A 20,679-nucleotide genomic window follows, 5' to 3' on the forward strand; every position below is an offset into this window, starting at 1 on the left:
AGGAGGCCGAGCATAGGCGTTGCGCAGGGAGGTGACGGGCATGGATGCCCGTCAAGCGCTTGGGGCCAGGACGGCCCCTAAGCGCGGTCCTCCCGGAGCGACGCCGGCGCGAGGGAACCCCTGCGCGTAGCGCAGGGGCCGGATGCGGGAGCAAGCGGTTTTGCCCCCTTTTCCAAGAAAAAAGGGGGGCGCCGTAAGGGCGAAAAGGTGAATCAGCCTCACCAAAACTAACGGATCTTCACCCCAAGACAAGCAGCCCCCAAAAGCCCCAAAGAAAAAACCGCCACAAGGGCGGTCTTCTCACAACCTCAAAACCCCAATCAGAACCGATAAGTCAGCGAAGCACCAATCCCGTGAGCGCTGTTCTCATACTTGGCCTGATAGCTCCCTTTGGTCCGGCTGGCCAGGTTCACCTTGGTGTCTTCCTCCCACAGGTAGGAATACGCCACATCGATGGTCACGTCGTCGGTCGGGCTGTAACCCGCCCCCAGGCTGAAGATCTTGCGATCGCCGGTAGGGATGCGCGGCGAACGATCCTGGTTGTTGGTCGGCGACTGGTCGACGGTAAAGCCAGTACGCAAGGTCCATTCCTTGTTGACCTTGTAAGAAGCACCCACAGCATGCGCCCAGGTGTCGTGCCAGTTCTGCTCTTCGCTGATGGTGCCGAATTGAGCTGCCAGCGGCGCAGGCACTTCGTTGTTGACGGTGATGTCTTTCAACCGGCTCCAACGCGTCCAGGTGCTGCCCGCATAGAGGGTCCACTGATCGTCGAGTTCGTGGGTGACCGAGAAGTCCACCGACTCAGGTGTCTTGATCTTCAGCTCGGCGTCGAACTTGCTACCGCTGAATGGTCCGATCAATGGGTTGTTGACGCGGGTCTTGCCTTCGAGCTTGTAGTCGACCATCGAGTGATAGGTCAGGCCCAGACGGGTGCGGTCAGTGGCTTGTACCATCACACCGATGTTGTAGCCGACCGCCGTGTCGTCACCCTTGATCTTGACTTCGCCATCGTTGCGGCCCGGCGTGAAGGGGTTGATGGTGTTGGAACCCAATTCGCCCTTGATGCGGTTGATGGTCGGACCGAAGCCGATGGACACCTTGTCGTTGAAGGCATAGCTGATGGTCGGCTGGAAGGTCACCACTTCGACGTGGCTCTTCTTGCCCCAATAGCGCGCAGCGTCGTCGCTGCCGTAGTCGGTCACCAGGCCGAAGGGCACGTAGACGCCGAAGCCCACGCTCCAGTGATCGTCGAGCGGCTTGACGTAGTAACCCATCGGCACACCGACCACCGGCACCATGTCACCGTCGGTTTCCCCGCCCAGGTTGCTGCCGCGACCGGAAATATCAGATTTGGCGATGACTGCCGCACCCCCTACGGTGACCTGTTCGCGCTTGAGGCGCGACATGCCGGCAGGGTTACCGTAAATGGTGCTGGCGTCGTCAGCAGCCGAAGAACGACCCGCGAAACCTGTCCCCATGCCACTGACGCTTTGCTCGTTGAGCGCGAAACCGCTGGCGAAGAGTTGGCTAGAGGCGACCGCGATTGCGACGCCGAGGGAGGTTTTGAGCATGACTGTTTTCATTATTAGAACTCCTTGGGATCTCCGGGGCCAAAAGCTACCAACAAATCGCGAAGTACGCCATAGGCTGTATACGCGGAGATAGAGCGGTTTTGTAGGACAATCCGACCAAAATAAGCAGTAATTCTGATTCTTTCGTAAGAAGGTTCCTATGACGGCTCCGCAACCCTCGGGTTTACCCAGCAATCCCACGCCTGGGTGAAGTCACGCAGGCGCCCTTGCGGATGAAAGGTCTGTCGCCAGATCCTGGCCAGGCCGAGCACATCGTCGGCGGCCGGGAGCGGCGTGGCCTGTTCCTCGATGAGCATCCAGGCGATGGCGGTGGCGTAGCGCAGATTGACGGTCAGTTCCAAATGTGGACCGCCAAGGAAGGCATGCTGACTGGCCAGCCCACGCACCAGGCTGGCCAATTCCGGATCACGGGCGAGGTAACAATCCCACAGCGCCCGATGACGCGTCTCACCGATGCGGTACAGCCCGTGGCCACGGCGGTCGTGCAAGGCCTGGCCAAGGCAAGACTGGCTGGCAGCGACGCCCAGGAGCAAGGCTTCTGCGCTCGCGTTGTGCCGCCCTAGATAGACCAGCGTGGGGCGGATGACATAACGGCTCAATTCGTTCGCAGCGATACCCATGGTGCCCTCGAACTGTCAGGGACCGATGGGTGCGGGGAGCTTGGCAGGTGGCTGAAGGATCACACCCATCGGAAGCGGCTCGCACCGCTCGAGTTGAAGTCTAGTGTGATATTCATGGTGTAAAGGGCTGTTTTTAAATCGATTGCTGCCGCTGCGATCAGGCTATATGCCTTGTGGCAATTACACCGGTGCAGCGCTAGCAGCAATCAGAGTGGCACATTCACGGGGCGAATCTTCGCCCATTCGTTCATGCGACCAGCGACTGGCGCGTGCGGTCGATCACCGCCTGCAGCGGCTCTGCGCCAGTGTACTGCTCTGGGTAAAGACGTTCGGTGTGGCATGCCACGCCGTGTTCGTCTACCAGGGTGAAGCTGAAGCTGCCCTTGCGGGGAGCAACGATCAGGCACTGCAGTGGAGCGAAGGCCTGAGAAAGCGTGCCGAATGCGCGCTGAATGTGATGATGATTGGTCATTTTTTTAGAGTTTCCTGCTCAAGACACGGGTTCGATCCGTGCACAATAGAAACGTTCCGGTGACGCCTTTATTAAGGGAGGCGAAAAACCTGACCGGAACAGAGCAGCCAGAGAAAGCGCAAGCACAATGTAGGCGCCGGGCTGACTGGTAGGTACTTAGGAAGGCGGGCAGCATCCCACGGGCCAGGTTCGAGGCCATGGGTGAAGATCCCGATCAATCGTTCGTTGGCTGATTCGGACTGGAGTGGCGTATGCCATTCAGTGAATCATCGCGTAGGCCGTCCTGGTTTCAGCGAGGCTACCCGGGGTGGGAGCAGTCGCAAGGACATAATGGCCAGAATTGATTTCAGCTTGGTACTAACGGTGGCCACACTACCTAAGCATTGGCAACGATGCAAGCTTTTTTTAAATCGTTCAGCGAAGCCGGCCATTATCGCTGCTGAAAGGGCTCCTGTGAAGTGGGCGACCGGGTGGATAGTGGAGTGACGCGTGGCAACGATCCCCGCTCGGCCCAGTGCCAGTACCCAGTTGTACACACGCGTGGCGCGACTTGTAACCGTATTGCAACACGCCCACAGGAAGCCGCCAATGACTTGACTGCGACCTTAAGTCAATGAAAAAAAACACTTATTTTGGCTGGTGAAAAAATCGTCAGTTTGACTGAAGCCCCCATTCCATAAGGGTTTGCGGGCACGCAAGGGGGGTTGTCCACCGAGTTATCCACAGTATCTGTGGATTGTGTTGCAGGGTTGCTCTAGGACGGGCATGTCAAGTCGTCCTGAGAAATATCTGACGTTTAAGTCAACACCTTCTCGCACTCGAGTGCTGGATTGAAAAACGTCAAGAAAAGAACCATGAAATATTTTTTTCCGCGCTGTCAGGCGCGTATCGAGCCATCACGCAAAAAAAACGGTAGAGTGGCGCGCTTTTCGAATTGCCTTCGCTGTCTGTCATGAAGTTTCGTGTCTCCTCCCAAGCCGATTGCCCTAATACGGGACCGAGCGTCTTTTCCAAACGCTTTTCGCTGAAAGTCGCTCTCTGGCTACTCGACAGTCCCCGCCTGGGCGTCAAGCCCAGCGTCAAGCACTTGGCCGGACGCCTGCTCAAACAGCCGGCGCGTCGGGGCGTGGTGGTTGCCCAGAGTCGCTTGGGACAGTTGCTGTGCCGCGATTGCGGCAATGCACGCGACCGACGCATCGGTCACGAGCTGTTGCGTCAGGCGGCTCGGGCTGGGGATGGACTTGCCCAACTCGAATACGCCCGTCTGTGCCTGCCCCAGGATGCCGAGCAAGCGCGGCATTGGCTGGAACTGGCGGCCGGGCAGGGTTCGCAAGATGCGCAGCGATTGCTCGAGCGCCTGCATCCCTAGCGTCATGAGTGGGCAAACCCCTGTAAGCTGCAGCCTGCATTGGAACAACGATCGGGGTGAGCATGGCAGTGGATCTGGCCAGTATTTTGATGGGCATCGTCGCCGCTGCGGTGCCTTGCCTGGGCTGGGCGTTGCAGCTTCAGCGACGACTCGCCGTCCGTCAGGGCGAAGGCAGTCTATGGCAGGAGCGCCTCAACGCGTCGCAACTGGCGCAGGCCGGTCTGCAAGCCCAGCTTGATGCCAGCCGTGACGAAATCAGCGATCTGAGCGAGGCCAACAGCCGTAAGCAGGCACAGCTGGCGGCGCAACACCGTGAGCTGGAGCTGCTGCAGATCGAGCGCGACAACGCCCGCGACGCTGCTCATGCCTGGAGCCTGGAGCGCGCCAATCGCGAAGCCGAACTGCGCCGCCTGGAGGCACAGGCAGCACGCCTGGATGCCGAGCTTCGCGAGCAGCAGGACAGCCATGCCCAACGTCTGGAAGACCTGCAGCAAGCCCGCGACACCCTGCGTGCGCAGTTCGCCGAAATGGCCACGCGCATCTTCGACGAGCGTGAACAGCGCTTCGCTCAGACCAGCCAGCAGCACCTGGGGCAATTGCTCGATCCGCTCAAGGAGCGTATCCAGGCGTTCGAAAAACGCGTGGAGGAGAGCTACCAGCACGAAGCCCGCGAGCGCTTCTCGCTGGCCAAGGAACTGGAGCGTTTGCAGCAGCTCAACTTGCGCTTGTCCGATGAAGCCACCAACCTCACCCAGGCTCTCAAAGGGCAGAAGACCCAGGGCAACTGGGGCGAACTGATTCTGGAGCGGGTGCTGGAGCACGCGGGCCTGGAGAAGGGCCGCGAGTACCAGACCCAGGTCAGTCTCAGAAGCGCCGATGGCGAGCGCTTCCAGCCCGATGTGCTGATCATGCTGCCCGGCGACAAACAGGTGGTGGTCGACGCCAAGGTCAGCCTCACCGCCTACCAGCAGTTCGTCGCCGGCAACGACGAGGCGGCGCTCAAGCAGCACGTGCAGTCGCTGCGCAGCCATGTGAAGGGGTTGTCGAGCAAGGACTACAGCCGTCTGGACGGCCTGCACAGCCTGGACTTCGTGCTGCTGTTCGTGCCCATCGAAGCGGCCTTTTCTGCGGCGCTGCAAGCCGAGCCGGGGCTGTTCCAAGAGGCGTTCGACCGGCAGATCGTGATCGTCAGCCCCACCACCTTGCTGGCCACCCTGCGGGTCATCGACAGCCTGTGGAAGCAGGAGCGCCAGGGGCAAAACGCCCGAGAAATCGCCGAACGCGCCGGTTGGCTGTACGACAAATTCGTCTTGTTCATCCAGGATCTGGATGAACTGGGCGCGCGCTTGCAGCAGGTCGACAAAGCCTACGCGGCGGCGCGCAATAAACTGTGCGAGGGTCGCGGTAATCTGATCAGCCGTAGCGAACAGCTCAAGCTGCTCGGCGCCCGCGCCAGCAAGAGCCTGCCGGCCGACCTGCTGGAGCGCGCGATGGCCGACGAAGGCCTTACTGCACCAGGCTCAGATGCCGATTGAGCAGGGCGCGCAGGGCTGCCGGCTTGACCGGCTTGGCCAGGTAGTCCAGGCCCGCCGCATGCACTTGGGCGATGGTCTCGTTGCGCCCGTCGGCGCTGATCACCACGCCGGGAATCGGCTCGCCCAATTGCGTGCGTAGCCACGCCATCAGGCCGGTGCCGGTCTCGCCGTGGTCCAGGTGATAGTCCACCAGCGCCAGGTGCGGGCGCATGCCCTTGACCAGCAGCGCTTCGCACTCGGCCTGATCGCGTGCGGTCCAGACCCGGCAGCCCCAGCGTCCGAGCAAACTGTTCATGCCGATCAGGATGCTGTCTTCATTGTCCACGCACAGCACCTGGAGTCCCGCCAGCGGTTGTCCCATCTGCTCGGCAGGGGCTGCCGGGATGGCCAGCGGCTGGCGGGCGATCGGCACGCTCACCCTGAATACGCTGCCTTTACCCGGCCATGAGCGCACCTGCAAGGTGTGACCCAGCACCCGGCACAAGCCATCGGCGATCGCCAGGCCCAAGCCCAGGCCTTTTTCAGCGCGCGTCTGGTGGCTGTCCAGGCGCTTGAACTCCTGGAAGATCACCTGCAACTTGTCGTCGGCAATGCCAGGGCCGCGATCCCACACCTCCAGCCACAGCCGCTCACCCTCACGCCGCGTGCCCAGCAGGATCGGACTGCTGCCGTAGCGCAGCGCGTTGGTCAGGAAATTCTGCAGCACCCGGCGCAGCAGCTTGATGTCGCTGCTGACCTGCAGGCGACTGCCGCGCAGGCGGAACGCCAGGTCTTTTTCGGCAGCCAGCACCTTGAACTCGGCACCGAGGGTGTCGAACAGCGTATTGAGTGCAAAGGGTTTGATGTCCGGGGTGATCTTGCCGTTCTCCAGGCGCGAGATGTCCAGCAGATCGCTGATCAATTCTTCGGCCGAGCGCAGCGAGCTGTCCAGGTGCCGCACCAGTTGCCGGGCTTCGTCGTTCAAGCTCTCGGCCTGTTGCGACAGGGCAGCGGAGAACAGCCGTGCGGCGTTCAGCGGCTGCATCAGGTCGTGGCTGACCGCCGCGAGGAAGCGCGTCTTGGACTGGCTGACCGCTTCGGCGTGGCTCTTGGCGTCGGACAGTGCCTGGTTCAATTGCGAGAGTTCGTGGGTGCGCTCGGCCACCCGTTGCTCCAGGCCCTCGTTGGCATCCTTGAGCGCCTGCTCGGCTTCGCGGAACGGCGTGATGTCGGTGAAGCTCATGACGAAGCCGCCACCGGGCATCGGATTGCCGATCAACTCGATGACCCGGCCATTGGGGAACAGGCGCTCGGAGGTATGCGCCCGTCCTTGGCGCATCCAGTGCAGGCGCCGCGCCACATGTACCTGCGCTTCGCCGGGACCGCACAGCCCCCGCTCGGCGTTGTAGCGAATGATGTCGGCGATCGGCCGGCCGACGGCGATCAACCCGTCCGGGTAGTTGAACAGCTCCAGGTAGCGGCGGTTCCAGGCGACCAAATGCAGGTTTTGGTCGACCACGCTGATGCCTTGGTTGATGTTCTCGATCGCCCCCTGCAGCAGTGCGCGGTTGAACTGCAGCACCTCGCTGGCTTCGTCGGCGATGCGTACCACGTCCTCGAGCTGCATGTCGCGGCCCTCGATGGCCGCCTTGACCACCGCTCTTGTCGAAGAACTGCCCAGCACCCCGGCCAGCAGGCGCTCGGTGTGCTCGATCCAGTCGCCATCGGCGTTCTGATTGGGGTTGAAGCCCTTGCCCTGGCGGTAGGCGAAGCGAATGAAGCTCTGGCGTGCGCGCTCCTCGCCCACGAAGCGTGCGGCGAGGTTGAGCAGGTCGTCGATCTGCACCGCCAGCAGTGTGCGCCCATTGGGGCGGGCGCTGGTCTGTTGACCGATGAAGCGACCGGCCTGCCAGTGCTCGGACACCCGTGTGCGCGAGAGGATCGACACCCAGGCGAACAGGGTGAAGTTGCCCGCCAGCGACAGCACCACGCCTTGCGTCAGCGGGCTGATGGGCAGGTTCAGCGGGTTGCCGTGCAACCACGCCAGACCCGGAAACAGCTGCAGCGACCAGTCCAGGCTGTGCGCGGCGATGGGCAGTACCAAGGTGTAGAACCACAGGAAAATCCCGGCGGCCAGTCCTGCGAACACGCCGCGCCGGTTGGCCTGCTTCCAGTACAAGGCGCCGAGCATCGCTGGGGTCAGTTGGGTAACGGCGGCGAAGGCGATCTGGCCGATGGTCGCCAGGCTTGCGGTGGAACCCAGCAGTCGGTAGCTGACATACGCCAGCAGCAGGATGACCACGATGGTGACCCGGCGTACCGAGAGCATCCAGTGGCGGAACGCTTCGAACGGCCGCTCGGCGTTGTTGCGGCGCAGCAGCCAGGGCAGCAGCATGTCGTTGGAGACCATGGTCGACAGCGCCACGGCCTCGACGATGACCATGCCGGTGGCGGCCGAGGCGCCGCCGATGAACGCCAGCAACGCCAGGCTGGGATGGGCCTCGGCCAGCGGCAGGCTGATGACGAAGGAGTCGGACATCACCGTGCCCGGCAACAGCATTTGTCCGGCCAAGGCGATCGGCACCACGAACAGCGCGGCCAGCACCAGATACAGCGGAAACACCCAGCGCGCCAGGCGCATGTCCTGCGGCTCGATGTTCTCCACCACGGTGACGTGAAACTGTCGCGGCAGGCAGATGATCGCCATCATCGCCACGGCGGTCTGCACCACCATCGACGGCCAGTTGATGGTTTCCTGCCAGTATCGCTCCAGGTGCATTGACTGTCGCGCCTGGCTGAACAGGTCGTCGACACCGTCGTACAGGTTGAACACCACGAAGGCGCCGACGGCGAGGAAGGCCAGCAGCTTGATCATCGACTCGAAGGCGATGGCCAGCACCATGCCGCGGTGGTGTTCGGTGACGTCCAGGCTGCGCGTGCCGAAGACGATGGCGAACAGCGCCAGCACCAGCGACACCACCAGTGCGGTGTCCTGAACGCGTGTGCCGGTGGCATCGGCATTGGCGCCGATCAACAAGTTGACGCCCAGCACGATGCCCTTGAGTTGCAGTGCGATGTAGGGCAGCACGCCAACCAGGCAGATCAGGGCAACCACCACAGCAAGGGTCTGCGACTTGCCGTAGCGCGCGGCAATGAAGTCGGCGATGGAGGTGATGTTCTGCTGTTTGCTGATCAGCACCATCTTCTGCAGCACCCAGGGCGCGAAAATCAGCAGCAGCACCGGGCCCAGGTAGATGGGCAGGAAGGCCCAGAGCTGTTCGGCGGCCTGGCCGACCGCGCCGAAGAAGGTCCAGCTGGTGCAGTACACCGCCAGGGACAGGCTGTATACCCAGGCGCGCAGGCGCGGCGGCAGCGGGGTGCTGCGACGGTCGCCGTAGAAGGCGATGGCGAACATGATGGCCATATAGGCCAGGGCGACCACGGCGATCAGCCCACTGGACAACGACATGCAAACTCCGCAGCAAGAGGGAAACGCGGTCCCGAGCAGTCTGGCACGAGCAGGGCGGTTTCGTCAGCGCAGACGATGGTCGCAGTGGCAAGGGTCGCACGATCCTCTGGGTATATATCTGTAAAACAGATAACAGATAGAGAAAATACCCGTTATATAGATATTCTTCGCGAGCATAAGATGATTTCACCTTATCCGAGGAATCGCTCATGTCTTGCCCTCACACCCGTGCTCGGTCCTTGCGACCTTTCCAGCGCCTGGCCCACCCCCTGGAAGTGATTCGCCAGTTCACCCCCAACTGGTTCGCCGCGACCATGGGCACCGGCGTGCTGGCCCTGGCCCTGCGGCAGGTGCAGGTATCGGCGTTGCTGGGCCTCGCCGAGGCGCTGTGGTGGTTGACGGTCGCGCTGTTCATCGTGTTCTGCGTGCTGTACAGCGCCCGCTGGATGCTGTTCTTCGACGAAGCGCGGCGGATATTCGGCCATTCCACGGTCTCGATGTTCTTCGGCACCATCCCCATGGGGCTGGCGACCATCCTCAACGGCGGCCTGGTGTTCGGGCTGGCGCGCTGGGGCGAAGGCCTGCTGCCGTGGATCGAGGCGCTATGGTGGCTGGATGTGGCCCTCGCGCTGCTGTGTGGCGTGGCCATTCCCTACCTGATGTTCACCCGTCAGGAACACAGCATCGACCAAATGACCGCCGTCTGGCTGCTGCCGGTGGTGGCGGCCGAGGTGGCCGCAGCCAGCGGCGGCCTGCTGGTGCCGCACCTGGCCGACCCTCAGGCCCAGTTTCTGGTGCTGGTGACCAGTTACGTCATGTGGGCGGTGTCGCTGCCGGTGGCATTTAGCATCCTGACCATCCTGATGTTGCGCATGGCGCTGCACAAGCTGCCATCGGCCAACATGGCGGCGTCCAGTTGGCTGGCCTTGGGGCCAATCGGTACCGGCGCGTTGGGCATGCTGCTGCTTGGCGGTGATGCGCCGGGTGTATTCGCCGCCAATGGCCTTGGGGCAATGGGCGAGGTGGCGCGGGGTCTGGGACTGGTGGCCGGAATGGTGCTGTGGGGGGCAGGCCTGTGGTGGTTGCTGACGGCCGTGCTGATCACCGTGCGTTACCTGCGCCACGGAATGCCGTTCAACTTGGGCTGGTGGGGATTCACCTTTCCGTTGGGTGTCTACAGCCTGGCCACGTTGAAATTGGCTGAGTGGTTGGGACTGGGCTTTTTCATGGTCGCCGGGCAGGTGTTGGTGGGCATGCTGGCAATTTTGTGGCTAGTGGTGGCAGGCAAAACGCTCACAGGCGCCTGGCGGGGAGAGTTGTTCGTGTCGCCGTGCATCGCTGCGGCCAGCGCCGTCCGATAGGCGGAGGATTGACAGCGTTCAGGGCAGGAGGAATACTCTCGGGCAATTCATATATATGTCTATATAACAACACGAGAGACAGAGCCCATGAACACGCTGCCCGGTGATGCGCGTCTGCCCCGCTACCAACAGTTGCGCGACCACATGGTCGAGCAGATCGCCAACAACCGCTGGCGCCCAGGTGAGGCCATTCCCACCGAAGCGGCGCTGGCCAGCGAGTTCCAGATGTCGGTCGGCACCGTGCGCAAGGCTGTCGACGTATTGGTCGCCGAAGGCGTTCTGGAGCGCCAACAGGGCCGTGGCACCTTCATTCGTCGGCCGCAGTTCCAGTCCTCGCTGTTCCGCTTTTTCCGTTTCGAATCAGCTAATGGCGCGCGGGTCGTACCCGAGAGTCGCATCCTCTCCATCGAGCCACTGCCGGCGCCCTCGGCGGTGGCGGCGGCGTTGGGGCTGACGGCGCAGGCCGAGGTCATCCGCATCGTGCGTCTGCGTTTGCTGGGCGCCCAGCCGGTGCTGGCCGAGGAAATCTGGCTGGCGCGCCAGACCTTCCAGCCCTTGCTGGAAGTCGAGCTGGACCGCAAAGGGCCGTTGCTCTACCCAATCTACGAAACGCTGTGTGGCCAAGTGGTGGCCTACGCGGAGGAAACCCTTACCGCCGAGTCGGTCGATGCGGTTCAGGGGCGTTTGTTGCAACTGCCGGAGGGGAGTCCGGTGGTGGTGATCGAGCGTCTGGCCCGCGACTACGCTGGCAAGCCACTGGAGTGGCGCCGCTCGCGCGGCCATGCCCAGCACTTCCGCTACCGCATCGACATTCGCTGAACCGCCGCTGCCGTCCATAGCCCCGCCTGCTGCGCCGTGCTCGCACGGTGCCGGGGTGTTGCCTGCCTGGCCGGTGCGAGTCCGGCCACCCTTACACGACCTAGAAGGATAAGAAACATGTTCAGTTGGTACCGCGAAATCACCTCGCGCGAGCGCAAGACATTCTGGGCCTGCTTCGGCGGCTGGTCGCTCGACGCCTTGGAAGTGCAGATGTTCGGCCTGGCCATTCCGGCGCTGATCGCCGCGTTTTCCCTGAGCAAAGGCGATGCCGGTCTGATCAGTGGCCTGACCCTGGTCACCTCGGCCATCGGCGGCTGGCTCGGCGGTACCCTGTCCGACCGCTATGGCCGTGTGCGCACCTTGCAGTGGATGATTCTCTGGTTCTCCTTCTTCACCTTCCTGTCGGCCTTCGTCACCGGCTTCTATCCGCTGCTGTTCGTCAAGGCCATGCAAGGCTTCGGCATCGGTGGCGAATGGGCGGCCGGCGCGGTGTTGATGGCCGAAACCATCAACCCGAAGTACCGCGGCAAGGTCATGGGCACGGTGCAAAGTGCCTGGGCAGTGGGCTGGGGTCTGGCAGTGGCGCTGTTCGCGCTGATCTATTCGCTGGTGCCGCAGGAGTTCGCCTGGCGAGTCATGTTCTTCGTTGGCCTCTTACCGTCTCTGCTGATCATTTGGGTGCGCCGTAACGTGCAGGAGCCAGACAGCTTCCAGCGCCTGCAGAAAGACCAGGTCGCGCCGCGCAGCTTCGTCAAGTCGATGGCCGGGATCTTCCGCCCGGAACTGCTGCGCGTCACCTTGCTGGGCGGACTGCTGGGCTTGGGTGCCCACGGTGGCTATCACGCGGTGATGACCTGGTTGCCGACCTTCCTCAAGACCGAGCGCAACCTGTCGGTGCTCAACTCCGGCGGTTACCTGGCGGTGATCATTTTCGCCTTCTGGTGCGGCTGTGTGGTCAGCGGTCTGTTGATCGACCGCATCGGCCGCCGCAAGAACATCCTGCTGTTCGCCCTGTGCTGCGTTCTGACCGTCCAGGCCTATGTATTCTTCCCCCTCAGCAACACGCAGATGCTGTTCCTCGGGTTCCCATTGGGCTTCTTTGCCGCCGGCATCCCGGCCAGCCTCGGGGCGTTCTTCAATGAGCTCTATCCAGCCGACGTGCGCGGCGCCGGGGTGGGCTTCTGCTACAACTTCGGCCGCGTGCTGTCGGCGGTGTTCCCATTCCTGGTCGGTCACATGAGCGAGTCCATGTCGCTGGGCGCGGCGATCGGCATCGATGCCGGTATCGCCTACGGTGTGGCGGTGATCGCCGCGCTGTGCCTGCCGGAAACCCGCGGGCGCACACTGGAGCCCGAGGCGGCTGCCTCGACCGCTCCGGCCATGGCCAAGTAACGATCCACATTCTTCAACCTTTTCGATGAGCACCATGCCCCACGCTACCGTTTCTCCTTTCACGGCCATCGACAGTCATGCCCACGTGTTCAACCGTGGGCTGAGCCTGGCGGCCGAGCGTCGCTATGCACCCACCTACGACGCCCCGTTGGACGATTACCTGGCCATGCTCGCTGGGCATGGTTTCAGCCATGGCGTACTGGTTCAGCCGAGCTTTCTCGGCACCGACAACCGCTACCTGCTGGCTGCCCTGAACAGCGCGCCCCGGCAATTACGCGGGGTGGTGATGCTTGAGCGCGATGCGGACCGCGCCAGCCTGGAACAGATGCACCAGGCGGGCGTGCGCGGCGTGCGGCTGAATCTGATGGGGCAAGCGCTGCCTGATTTACGCGATGCCGCCTGGCGACCGCTGCTGGAGCACATCGCTGCACTGGGCTGGCATGTCGAGCTGCATCGTCAGGTGGCCGACATCCCGGCGTTGGTGAACGCCTTGCAGCCCTATGGCGTGAAGATCGTCATCGATCACTTCGGTCGGCCCGATGCGCGCCTGGGTCTGGGTCAGCCAGGCTTTGCCGAGATGCTGACGCTGGGGGGACAGGGGAGGGTGTGGGTCAAGGTGTCGGGGATCTATCGCCTGGGCGGCTCGGCGACGCAGAACCTGCTGTTCGCTCGCCAGGCGCTGGGAATGCTGGAGGCGCACTATGGCGCCGACCGCCTTCTGTGGGGCAGCGACTGGCCACACACCCAGCATGAATCGGTGGTGAACTTTACGGGCGTGGTCGAACAGTTCGAGGCGCTGGGCTGCTCGACGGCCCTGCGCCAAGCGCTGTTGGTGGATACCGCGCGGGCCCTGTTCGACTTCCAGTAACCCGCGTTGCTTGACGGTGTCGGGGCGGGCGGGCCGCCCCCTGCACTTTAGACGCGGAAGCGGCTGATCATCTGCTGCAACTGCCCGCCCAGACGCGCCAGCTCGACACTGGATACCGAGGTCTGCTCACTGGCCCCTGCCGTCTGTTCCGAGATGTCCCTGACCGTCACCACGCTGCGGCTGATTTCTTCGGCCACTGCGCTCTGCTGTTCGGAGGCGGCGGCAATCTGCTGGTTCATCAGTTGGATGCCGGAGACCTGCTGAGTGATGCCTTCCAGCGCCGCGCCCGCTTCGCGCACCAGGGCCACGCTGCTTTCGGTCAGGCTCTGGCTCTCTTCCATCAAGTCGCTGACCGAACGGGTGCCCTGTTCCAGGCTGTTGATCGCCGACTCGATTTCCGCCGTCGAGGCCTGGGTGCGTTGCGCCAGGCTGCGCACTTCATCGGCCACCACGGCAAACCCACGGCCGGCCTCACCGGCTCGCGCCGCTTCGATGGCCGCGTTGAGCGCCAGCAAGTTGGTCTGCTCGGCCACGGCCTTGATCACGTCCATTACCTTGCCGATGCGCTGGCTTTCGTTGCGCAGCGCGTCCATCGCTTCATTGGTGGCGTCCACCTGGCTGGCCAGCCGGTCGATCTGCGCCACCGCACGGGTGACCACGCTTTCGCCCTCGCGGGCCTCCAGATCGGTGGCGCTGGCGGCCACCGAGGCGTCGCCGGCATTGCGCGCCACTTCCTGCACCGTGGCGGCCATTTCCTGCATGGCGGTGGCGACCTGGTCGGTCTCCTGGCGCTGGCTGCTGGCACCGGCGCTGGTCTGTGCGGTGATGGCCGAGAGTTCCTCGGTGGCGCTGGCGATCTGCGAGATGCCATCGCGCACGCCGCTGATCAGTTGGCGCAGGTTGGCGGTCATGCCTTGCAGGCTGTTCTGCAACTGACCCAGTTCGTCGCGACGACGGCTGCTCGGCTGTTCGCTCAGGTCACCGGCGGCTACCTGTTCCATGGCCAACAGTGCCCGGCGCAGTGGCGGACTGATCTGGCGAGCGATCAGTACGGCCAGCACGATGCCCAGCACCAGCGCCAGCAGGGTCGTGACCAACTGCAGGTTCTTGGCGAACTGGCTGTCCGAATTCACCAGTGTGCCTTGGCCGTCGAGCAGCAGGCCGATGGCTTCGGTCAGGTTGGCGATGTCCTTGGCCATGCTGACGCGGTAGTCGGCCAGTTTGCCGATCTCGCCGCGATAGGTTTCGACCTTGCCGGCATAGGCGCGGACCTGTTCGGTCAACTGTGCGGTGGCGTCGGCGGCCTGGCCGTTCAAGGCCGCGATCAGGCCGGGCAGGGTGTTCACCGTGGTCGCGATCTGATCGTTCATGGCCTTTTCGCTGTCGGCATTGGTGTTGCTGGTGTAGCCGCGCACCTGGTAACGCAGCAGGATCAGGTTCTCGCGAATCTGATTGACCGCCTCGCTGCGCGCGTCGCGTTGCTCGGCATCGGTCAGGGCGCGCACTTGCTGGCGAATGCTCTTGAGGGCCGCGAACGACTGATTGGCGAGGGTGCCCATGTCCTTCTGCGCCGAGCGCATGGTCTGGTAGGCCTGCAGGCTGAGGGTCTGGGTCTGTACGTAGCTGGCCAGGGACTGTTCGGCTTTGCCCAGCAGTTCGACGTTGCGCGGGGTGCGGATCACTTCACGCAGGCGCTTGAGCGGTGGCTGCAATGCATCGCTGGCGGTGAGCAAGGCCTGGGTCTGCTCGTCGTCGCCGTTTGCCAACGTATGGCGCAGACGCGCTTCGCGCAGATCGCCCAGGGCATCGTTGAGGATCGACACATCGCGCACCACTTCGCTGCGACGGACAATCTTGCCAAGGGCGTCCCAGCTGATCAGCGACTGGATCAGGGTCAACGTCAGGACGAGGCCGAAGCCGAGCGCCAGTTTATGGGCGATTTTCAGGTCGCCGAACCAGGTAAACATCTGCGGTGGTGCTCCTTAGTGATGCATAGAAGAAGGGCGAGGGGGGAATTGCCGTTGCTGGATCCAGATCATGTATATGAATATCGGCAGAACTGTAACAATCTGAAAATTATTTGACGACAAATTAATGGCGTAGTGCCAGCAACTTGCTGCGTGGTTAACGGATTCGCCCTGAGGCGGTTGCCAGAGGTGTGCATTCACGTGCAGATTTGTCGCCTCTCACGATGAGCACCCTTCAAATGACAAAGCCCTCTCAGGAACAAGGACGATGAGTCATTCCTCGCAATTCACCTTGCTCGGCAAGCGTCGCTTCCTGCCGTTCTTCATCACCCAATCGCTGGGCGCCTTCAACGACAACCTGTTCAAGCAGTCGCTGATCCTGGCCATCCTCTACAAACTCAGCCTGGAAGGTGATCGCTCGATCTGGGTCAATCTGTGCGCGCTGCTGTTCATCCTGCCGTTCTTCCTGTTCTCGGCGCTGGCGGGGCAGTTTGGTGAGAAGTTCGCCAAGGACGCGCTGATTCGGGCGATCAAACTGGCCGAGGTGGCGATCATGGCGATCGGTGCCGTGGGCTTTCTCAGCGGTCACCTTGAGCTGATGCTGCTCACCCTGTTCGCCATGGGCACGCATTCGGCGCTGTTCGGTCCGGTGAAGTACTCGATCCTGCCGCAGGCGCTGCACGAGCAGGAGTTGGTCGGCGGCAACGGGCTGGTGGAGATGGGCACCTTCCTGGCGATCCTGGCCGGCACCATCGGCGCCGGGGTGATGATGTCGTCTACCGACTACGCCAGCGTGGTGGCGGGCGGCATCGTCGGCACCGCAGTGCTGGGTTATCTGGCCAGCCGCTGGATCCCTCGGGCGGCGGCGGTGGCGCCGCAGATGCAACTGGACTGGAACATCTTCAAACAGTCCTGGGCCACCTTGCGCCTGGGCCTGGGGCAGACGCCTGCGGTGTCGCGTTCGATCGTCGGCAACTCATGGTTCTGGTTCGTCGGTGCGATCTACCTGACGCAGATTCCCGCCTATTCCAAGGACTGGCTGCACGGCGACGAGACGGTGGTCACCTTGGTGTTGACCCTGTTCTCGGTCGGTATTGCTGTCGGCTCGCTGCTGTGCGAGCGCTTGAGCGGACGCAAGGTTGAAATCGGTCTGGTGCCCTTCGGCTCGTTCGGCCTGACCCTGTTCGGTCTGCTCTGGTGGTGGCATTCGGGTGATGTTCCGGTGGCTGACGCACCTCACGACTGGTTGAGTCTGCTGGGGCTGCACCAGGCCTGGTGGATCATGGCGTCGATCATCGGCCTGGGCGTGTTCGGCGGTTTCTATATCGTGCCGCTGTATGCGCTGATCCAGGCACGCACCCCTGAGCAGGAGCGCGCGCGGGTGATCGCCGCCAACAATATCCTCAATGCCCTGTTCATGGTGGTGTCGGCGCTGGTCACCATCGGCTTGCTGAGCGTGGCGAAGCTGAGCATCCCGCAGTTGTTCCTGGTGGTGTCGCTGCTCAACATCGCGGTCAATGCCTACATTTTCAGCATCGTGCCCGAATTCACCATGCGCTTCCTGATCTGGCTGCTCAGTCACTCCATGTACCGCGTCGAGCACCGCGACCTGGACCGCATTCCCGACGAAGGCGCGGCATTGCTGGTGTGCAACCATGTCTCGTTCGTCGACGCGCTGCTGATTGGCGGTGCGATCCGTCGGCCTATACGTTTCGTCATGTACTACAAGATCTACAACCTGCCGGTGCTGAATTTCGTGTTTCGCACGGCGGGTGCGATCCCCATCGCCGGGCACAGCGAAGACGCGGCGACGTACGAGCGCGCGTTCGCGCGCATCGCCGAGTATCTGCAGGCAGGCGAGTTGGTGTGTATTTTCCCGGAGGGCAAGCTGACTGCCGATGGCGAGATCGACGTGTTCAAGGGCGGGGTCAAGCGGATTCTGCAGGAAACCCCGGTGCCGGTGATTCCGCTGGCGTTGCAGGGCTTGTGGGGCAGCTTCTTCAGTCGCGATCCTGCCAAGGGCTTCCTACGCCGCTTGTGGTCACGGGTGACGCTGGTGGCTGGGGCCGCCATCTCCGTGGAGGCGGCCCAGCCCGAGGCGCTGCGCGAACAGGTCAGCGCCCTGCGCGGCGCGCGCCGTTGAAGGGTGCGCTGAGGGTCAGCTAGCGCTGACCTTCAGGCCGATCAGGCCGGCGACGATCAGCGCGACGCTGACCAAGCGCACCAGCGCCATGGATTCGCCGAACAGGATGATGCCAGCGATGACCGTGCCCACTGCGCCGACGCCGGTCCAGATGGCGTAGGCAGTGCCCAGCGGTAGTTCTTTCATGGCCAGTCCCAGCAGGCCAAGGCTGACCGCCATGGCCGCAACGGTCAGGGCAGTGGGCAGGGGGCGGGTGAAGCCGTCGGTGTACTTCAGGCCGACGGCCCAGCCGACCTCGAACAGGCCGGCGAAGAACAGAATGATCCAGGACATGATGGGTCTCCATCGTTGCGAGATGGGGCCGTCCCCGGAATGGTCACGCAGTGCGTCGTGAGGTCGTCCTCACCGTGCGCACTATGGTGCACATCTGGCCGTTGCCGGGCAAGAGGCCTGCCCGGTCACCGCTGGACAGAGGTTTGATCGGGCGCTTCCATGCGCCTGAACCAGGTCGAAAGCAACGCCCCGGAAATGTTGTGCCACACGCTGAACAGTGCGCTGGGCACCGCCGCCAGGGGCGAGAAGTGTGCAGCCGCCAGTGCTGCGCCCAGCCCTGAATTCTGCATGCCCACCTCCAGCGCCAGTGATTTGCGCTGGGCCAACGGCAGTTTGCACAACTTGCCGGTCAGGTAACCGAGCAGGAAGCCGAAGCTGTTATGCAGGATCACCACCGCCATGATCAGCAGGCCGGACTCGGCGATCTTCGCCTGGCTGGCGGCCACCACCGCGCAGACGATCATCACGATGCTCACCACCGACACCAGCGGCAGCACCTGAACGGCCAACTGGACCCGCGCGCCGAGCAGCTTCTGCGCCAGCACGCCGAGCACGATGGGCAGCATCACCAATTGCAGAATCGACCAGAACATGTCCATGAACGAGACCGGCAACCAGGCCGAGGCCAGCAGCCAGATCAACGCTGGCGTCAGCAGCGGGGCGAGCAGGGTGGTGACCGCCGCGATCGCGACCGCCAGCGCCAGATCGCCCTTGGACAGCCAGACCATCACGTTCGACGCGGTCCCGCTCGGGCAGCAGCCCACCAGAATCACGCCCACCGCGATCTCCGCTGGCAAGTGGAACAGCTGGCACAGCAACCAGGCCATGCCCGGCATGATCACGAAATGCGCCACCACCCCGAGCGCCACCCGCCAGGGCTGGCGGGCGAGGGCGGCGAAGTCGTCCAGCTTGAGGGTCAGCCCCATGCCGAACATCACCAGCCCCAACAGCGGCACGATGGCCACCTTGAGTGCGATGAACCACTGCGGTTGCAGGAACGCCAGGCAGGCGAACAACAGCACCCACAGCGCAAAAGTGTTGCCGACGAAGCGGCTGAGGGCGGCGAGCGCACGCATGGGGGGGAACCTCCGGTTCAGTTGCAAGCTTCGAGCTACAAGCTGCAAGAGGAGCAGCGGCAAGTTTTTAGCTGCAAGCTGCAAGTAAAAGCGGTGCCCGTGAGAGCACCGCCGTATCGCTTTTGATCTTTCTTGCAGCTTGTAGCTCGAAGCTTGCAGCTGCTTTTAGACTCCCTGGGGAATCTCTTCGCCGCCGAGGGCTTCGAACAGCAGCGGGAGGAATTCGTTGAGGGTCATCATCATCAGCAGGAAGCTGGCATCGAATTGCTGCTGGGCTTCGTCGCCGCCGTCCTGTTCGGCCTGCTCCTGCAGCAACTCCTCGAACTTCAGGCGCTTGATCACCAGCTTGTCGTCGAGCACGAACGACAGCTTGTCCTGCCAGGCCAGAGCCAGTTGCGTCACCAGCTTGCCGGTGCTCAGGTGCAGCTGGATTTCCTCGCTGGCCAGGTCCTGGCGCTTGCAGCGCACGATGCCGCCGTCTTCGGCGGTGTCGCGCAGCTCGCATTCGTCCAGCGGATAGAAGCCTTCGGCCGGTTGCTGCGACTTGACCCAGTCGGTCATGGTCGCGCTTGGGGCAATCTTCACCGTGGCCGGGCGCACAGGCAGCGAGCCCATCACTTCGCGCAGGGTCGACAGCAGGTCTTCGGCGCGCTTGGCGCTGGCCGAGTTGACCAGAATCAGGCCCTGGCGCGGGGCGATGGCAGCGAAGATCATCGAGCGGCGGATGAAGGCGCGCGGCAGGAAGGCCTGGATGATCTCGTCCTTTATCTGGTCGCGTTCCTTCTTGTAGACCTTGCGCATCTGCTCGGTCTCGATTTCCTCGACCTTTTCCTTCACGGCATCGTTGACCACGCTGCTGGGCAGGATGCGTTCTTCCTTGCGCGCGGCGATCAGCAGGAACTCACCGCTGACATGCACCAGGGGCGCGTCTTCGCCTTTGCCGAAGGGGGCGACGAAGCCGTAGGTGGTCAGCTCCTGGCTGGCGCATGGGCGGGCCGGTTTGCTGGACAGTGCCGCTTCCAGTGCCTCGGCCTCGAAGGGAACATCCTGGGTGAGGCGGTAGGTCAGCAGGTTCTTGAACCACATGGGGGGAAAGCTCTCCTTAATGCATAAGGCGGGCATTATTCTCCGAGCGGTGCTCGCAGGCCAACCCTGTCACAGGGCCAGTAGTCACTTATTCCTAGGTCATTGAAAGATCAGAAAAAAAATTTGAAAAAAGTGCTTGCCAGGGTGAAGGGTCGTCCGTAGAATGCGCGCCACACCGAGACGAAGGGTGATTAGCTCAGCCGGGAGAGCATCTGCCTTACAAGCAGAGGGTCGGCGGTTCGATCCCGTCATCACCCACCACTCGATGTATAGCGCAGCGGTAGTTCAGTCGGTTAGAATACCGGCCTGTCACGCCGGGGGTCGCGGGTTCGAGTCCCGTCCGCTGCGCCATATTCCAGCTTCCAGGGCCCACTGAACACCCGGAAGCAGCAAAGAAAGCGACCTTAGGGTCGCTTTTTTTGTGCCCGTCGTTTTTCCAAGTCGGTTTCACGCGAGTTTCAGCCCGGCGCGCCCCCTTGCCTGAAGTCCGATTGCATCTTCGCCTTCAACTCGCGGTCCCATTAGGTCAGAATCTCCCGCTACGCCGGATGCCGCCAGCAGGCCGCGCGCCCGGCTCTCCTTTGCCAGCAGAGACCGA

At 62.9% G+C, this 20,679-nt stretch carries 15 protein-coding genes and 2 tRNA genes; 9 read left to right on the forward strand and 8 right to left on the reverse strand.

Going from position 1 to position 20,679, the window contains the following annotated elements:
* Positions 1-320 precede the first annotated feature (320 nt).
* The 3 genes from Q7C30_RS02140 to Q7C30_RS02150 form a co-directional block, all read right to left on the reverse strand.
* Complete coding sequence (locus Q7C30_RS02140) at positions 321-1,583, reverse strand: outer membrane protein transport protein (RefSeq protein WP_039579414.1); 1,263 nt, start codon at positions 1,581-1,583, stop codon at positions 321-323.
* Positions 1,584-1,729: 146 nt separating this feature from the next.
* The gene (locus Q7C30_RS02145; protein WP_029612001.1) at positions 1,730-2,212 is read right to left on the reverse strand and encodes a hypothetical protein; all 483 of its coding nucleotides are present in this window, start codon (positions 2,210-2,212) and stop codon (positions 1,730-1,732) included.
* Positions 2,213-2,459: 247 nt separating this feature from the next.
* Complete coding sequence (locus Q7C30_RS02150) at positions 2,460-2,684, reverse strand: hypothetical protein (RefSeq protein WP_039579408.1); 225 nt, start codon at positions 2,682-2,684, stop codon at positions 2,460-2,462.
* Between the two features lie 952 nt (positions 2,685-3,636).
* Here Q7C30_RS02150 and Q7C30_RS02155 point away from each other — a divergent pair.
* Entirely contained in the window at positions 3,637-4,053 is a 417-nt protein-coding gene (locus Q7C30_RS02155) for an SEL1-like repeat protein (RefSeq protein ID WP_080754750.1), read from the forward strand.
* 62 nt (positions 4,054-4,115) lie between these two features.
* The gene (rmuC, locus tag Q7C30_RS02160) at positions 4,116-5,588 is read left to right on the forward strand and encodes a DNA recombination protein RmuC (RefSeq protein ID WP_317870492.1); all 1,473 of its coding nucleotides are present in this window, start codon (positions 4,116-4,118) and stop codon (positions 5,586-5,588) included.
* Here rmuC and Q7C30_RS02165 read toward each other — a convergent pair.
* Positions 5,560-9,036, reverse strand: a complete 3,477-nt coding sequence (locus Q7C30_RS02165) for a NahK/ErcS family hybrid sensor histidine kinase/response regulator (RefSeq protein WP_317870493.1) — start codon at positions 9,034-9,036, stop codon at positions 5,560-5,562. The two genes, rmuC and Q7C30_RS02165, sit on opposite strands and share 29 nt — an antisense overlap.
* Positions 9,037-9,245: 209 nt before the next feature.
* Between Q7C30_RS02165 and Q7C30_RS02170 the strand changes: the two genes are divergently transcribed.
* From Q7C30_RS02170 to Q7C30_RS02185, 4 genes are all read left to right on the forward strand, one after another.
* The gene (locus Q7C30_RS02170; protein WP_317870494.1) at positions 9,246-10,397 is read left to right on the forward strand and encodes a TDT family transporter; all 1,152 of its coding nucleotides are present in this window, start codon (positions 9,246-9,248) and stop codon (positions 10,395-10,397) included.
* An 87-nt stretch (positions 10,398-10,484) separates the two neighbouring features.
* Positions 10,485-11,216: a UTRA domain-containing protein gene (locus Q7C30_RS02175; RefSeq protein ID WP_029611991.1), complete on the forward strand. Its 732-nt coding sequence runs from the start codon at positions 10,485-10,487 to the stop codon at positions 11,214-11,216.
* 117 nt (positions 11,217-11,333) lie between these two features.
* On the forward strand, positions 11,334-12,608 hold the full coding sequence (locus Q7C30_RS02180) for an MFS transporter (protein ID WP_039579392.1): 1,275 nt from the start codon (positions 11,334-11,336) through the stop codon (positions 12,606-12,608).
* A 34-nt stretch (positions 12,609-12,642) separates the two neighbouring features.
* Positions 12,643-13,476, forward strand: a complete 834-nt coding sequence (locus Q7C30_RS02185) for an amidohydrolase family protein (protein ID WP_317870497.1) — start codon at positions 12,643-12,645, stop codon at positions 13,474-13,476.
* Positions 13,477-13,523: 47 nt separating this feature from the next.
* Here the strand turns inward: Q7C30_RS02185 and Q7C30_RS02190 are convergent, their stop codons facing one another.
* Positions 13,524-15,443, reverse strand: a complete 1,920-nt coding sequence (locus tag Q7C30_RS02190) for a methyl-accepting chemotaxis protein (RefSeq protein WP_317870498.1) — start codon at positions 15,441-15,443, stop codon at positions 13,524-13,526.
* Between the two features lie 268 nt (positions 15,444-15,711).
* On the opposite strand from Q7C30_RS02190, the gene Q7C30_RS02195 reads away from it, so the two are divergent.
* The gene (locus Q7C30_RS02195; protein WP_317870499.1) at positions 15,712-17,586 is read left to right on the forward strand and encodes an MFS transporter; all 1,875 of its coding nucleotides are present in this window, start codon (positions 15,712-15,714) and stop codon (positions 17,584-17,586) included.
* Between the two features lie 15 nt (positions 17,587-17,601).
* Here Q7C30_RS02195 and sugE read toward each other — a convergent pair whose 3' ends face one another.
* The 3 genes from sugE to rdgC all read right to left on the reverse strand — a co-directional run bounded on the left by sugE (position 17,602) and on the right by rdgC (position 20,081).
* Positions 17,602-17,919: a quaternary ammonium compound efflux SMR transporter SugE gene (sugE, locus tag Q7C30_RS02200; RefSeq protein ID WP_039579384.1), complete on the reverse strand. Its 318-nt coding sequence runs from the start codon at positions 17,917-17,919 to the stop codon at positions 17,602-17,604.
* A 125-nt stretch (positions 17,920-18,044) separates the two neighbouring features.
* Positions 18,045-18,995: a bile acid:sodium symporter family protein gene (locus Q7C30_RS02205; RefSeq protein WP_317870500.1), complete on the reverse strand. Its 951-nt coding sequence runs from the start codon at positions 18,993-18,995 to the stop codon at positions 18,045-18,047.
* Positions 18,996-19,160: 165 nt separating this feature from the next.
* Entirely contained in the window at positions 19,161-20,081 is a 921-nt protein-coding gene (gene rdgC / locus Q7C30_RS02210; RefSeq protein ID WP_200138536.1) for a recombination-associated protein RdgC, read from the reverse strand.
* Between the two features lie 185 nt (positions 20,082-20,266).
* Here rdgC and Q7C30_RS02215 point away from each other — a divergent pair.
* Together Q7C30_RS02215 and Q7C30_RS02220 are read left to right on the forward strand one after the other, a co-directional pair.
* Positions 20,267-20,342: transfer RNA gene (locus Q7C30_RS02215), tRNA-Val, on the forward strand.
* 13 nt (positions 20,343-20,355) lie between these two features.
* Positions 20,356-20,432, forward strand: a tRNA-Asp gene (locus tag Q7C30_RS02220).
* Positions 20,433-20,679: the final 247 nt, after the last annotated feature.

Source organism: Pseudomonas sp. RAC1 (assembly GCF_030658255.1).
GTDB lineage: Bacteria > Pseudomonadota > Gammaproteobacteria > Pseudomonadales > Pseudomonadaceae > Aquipseudomonas > Aquipseudomonas boreofloridensis.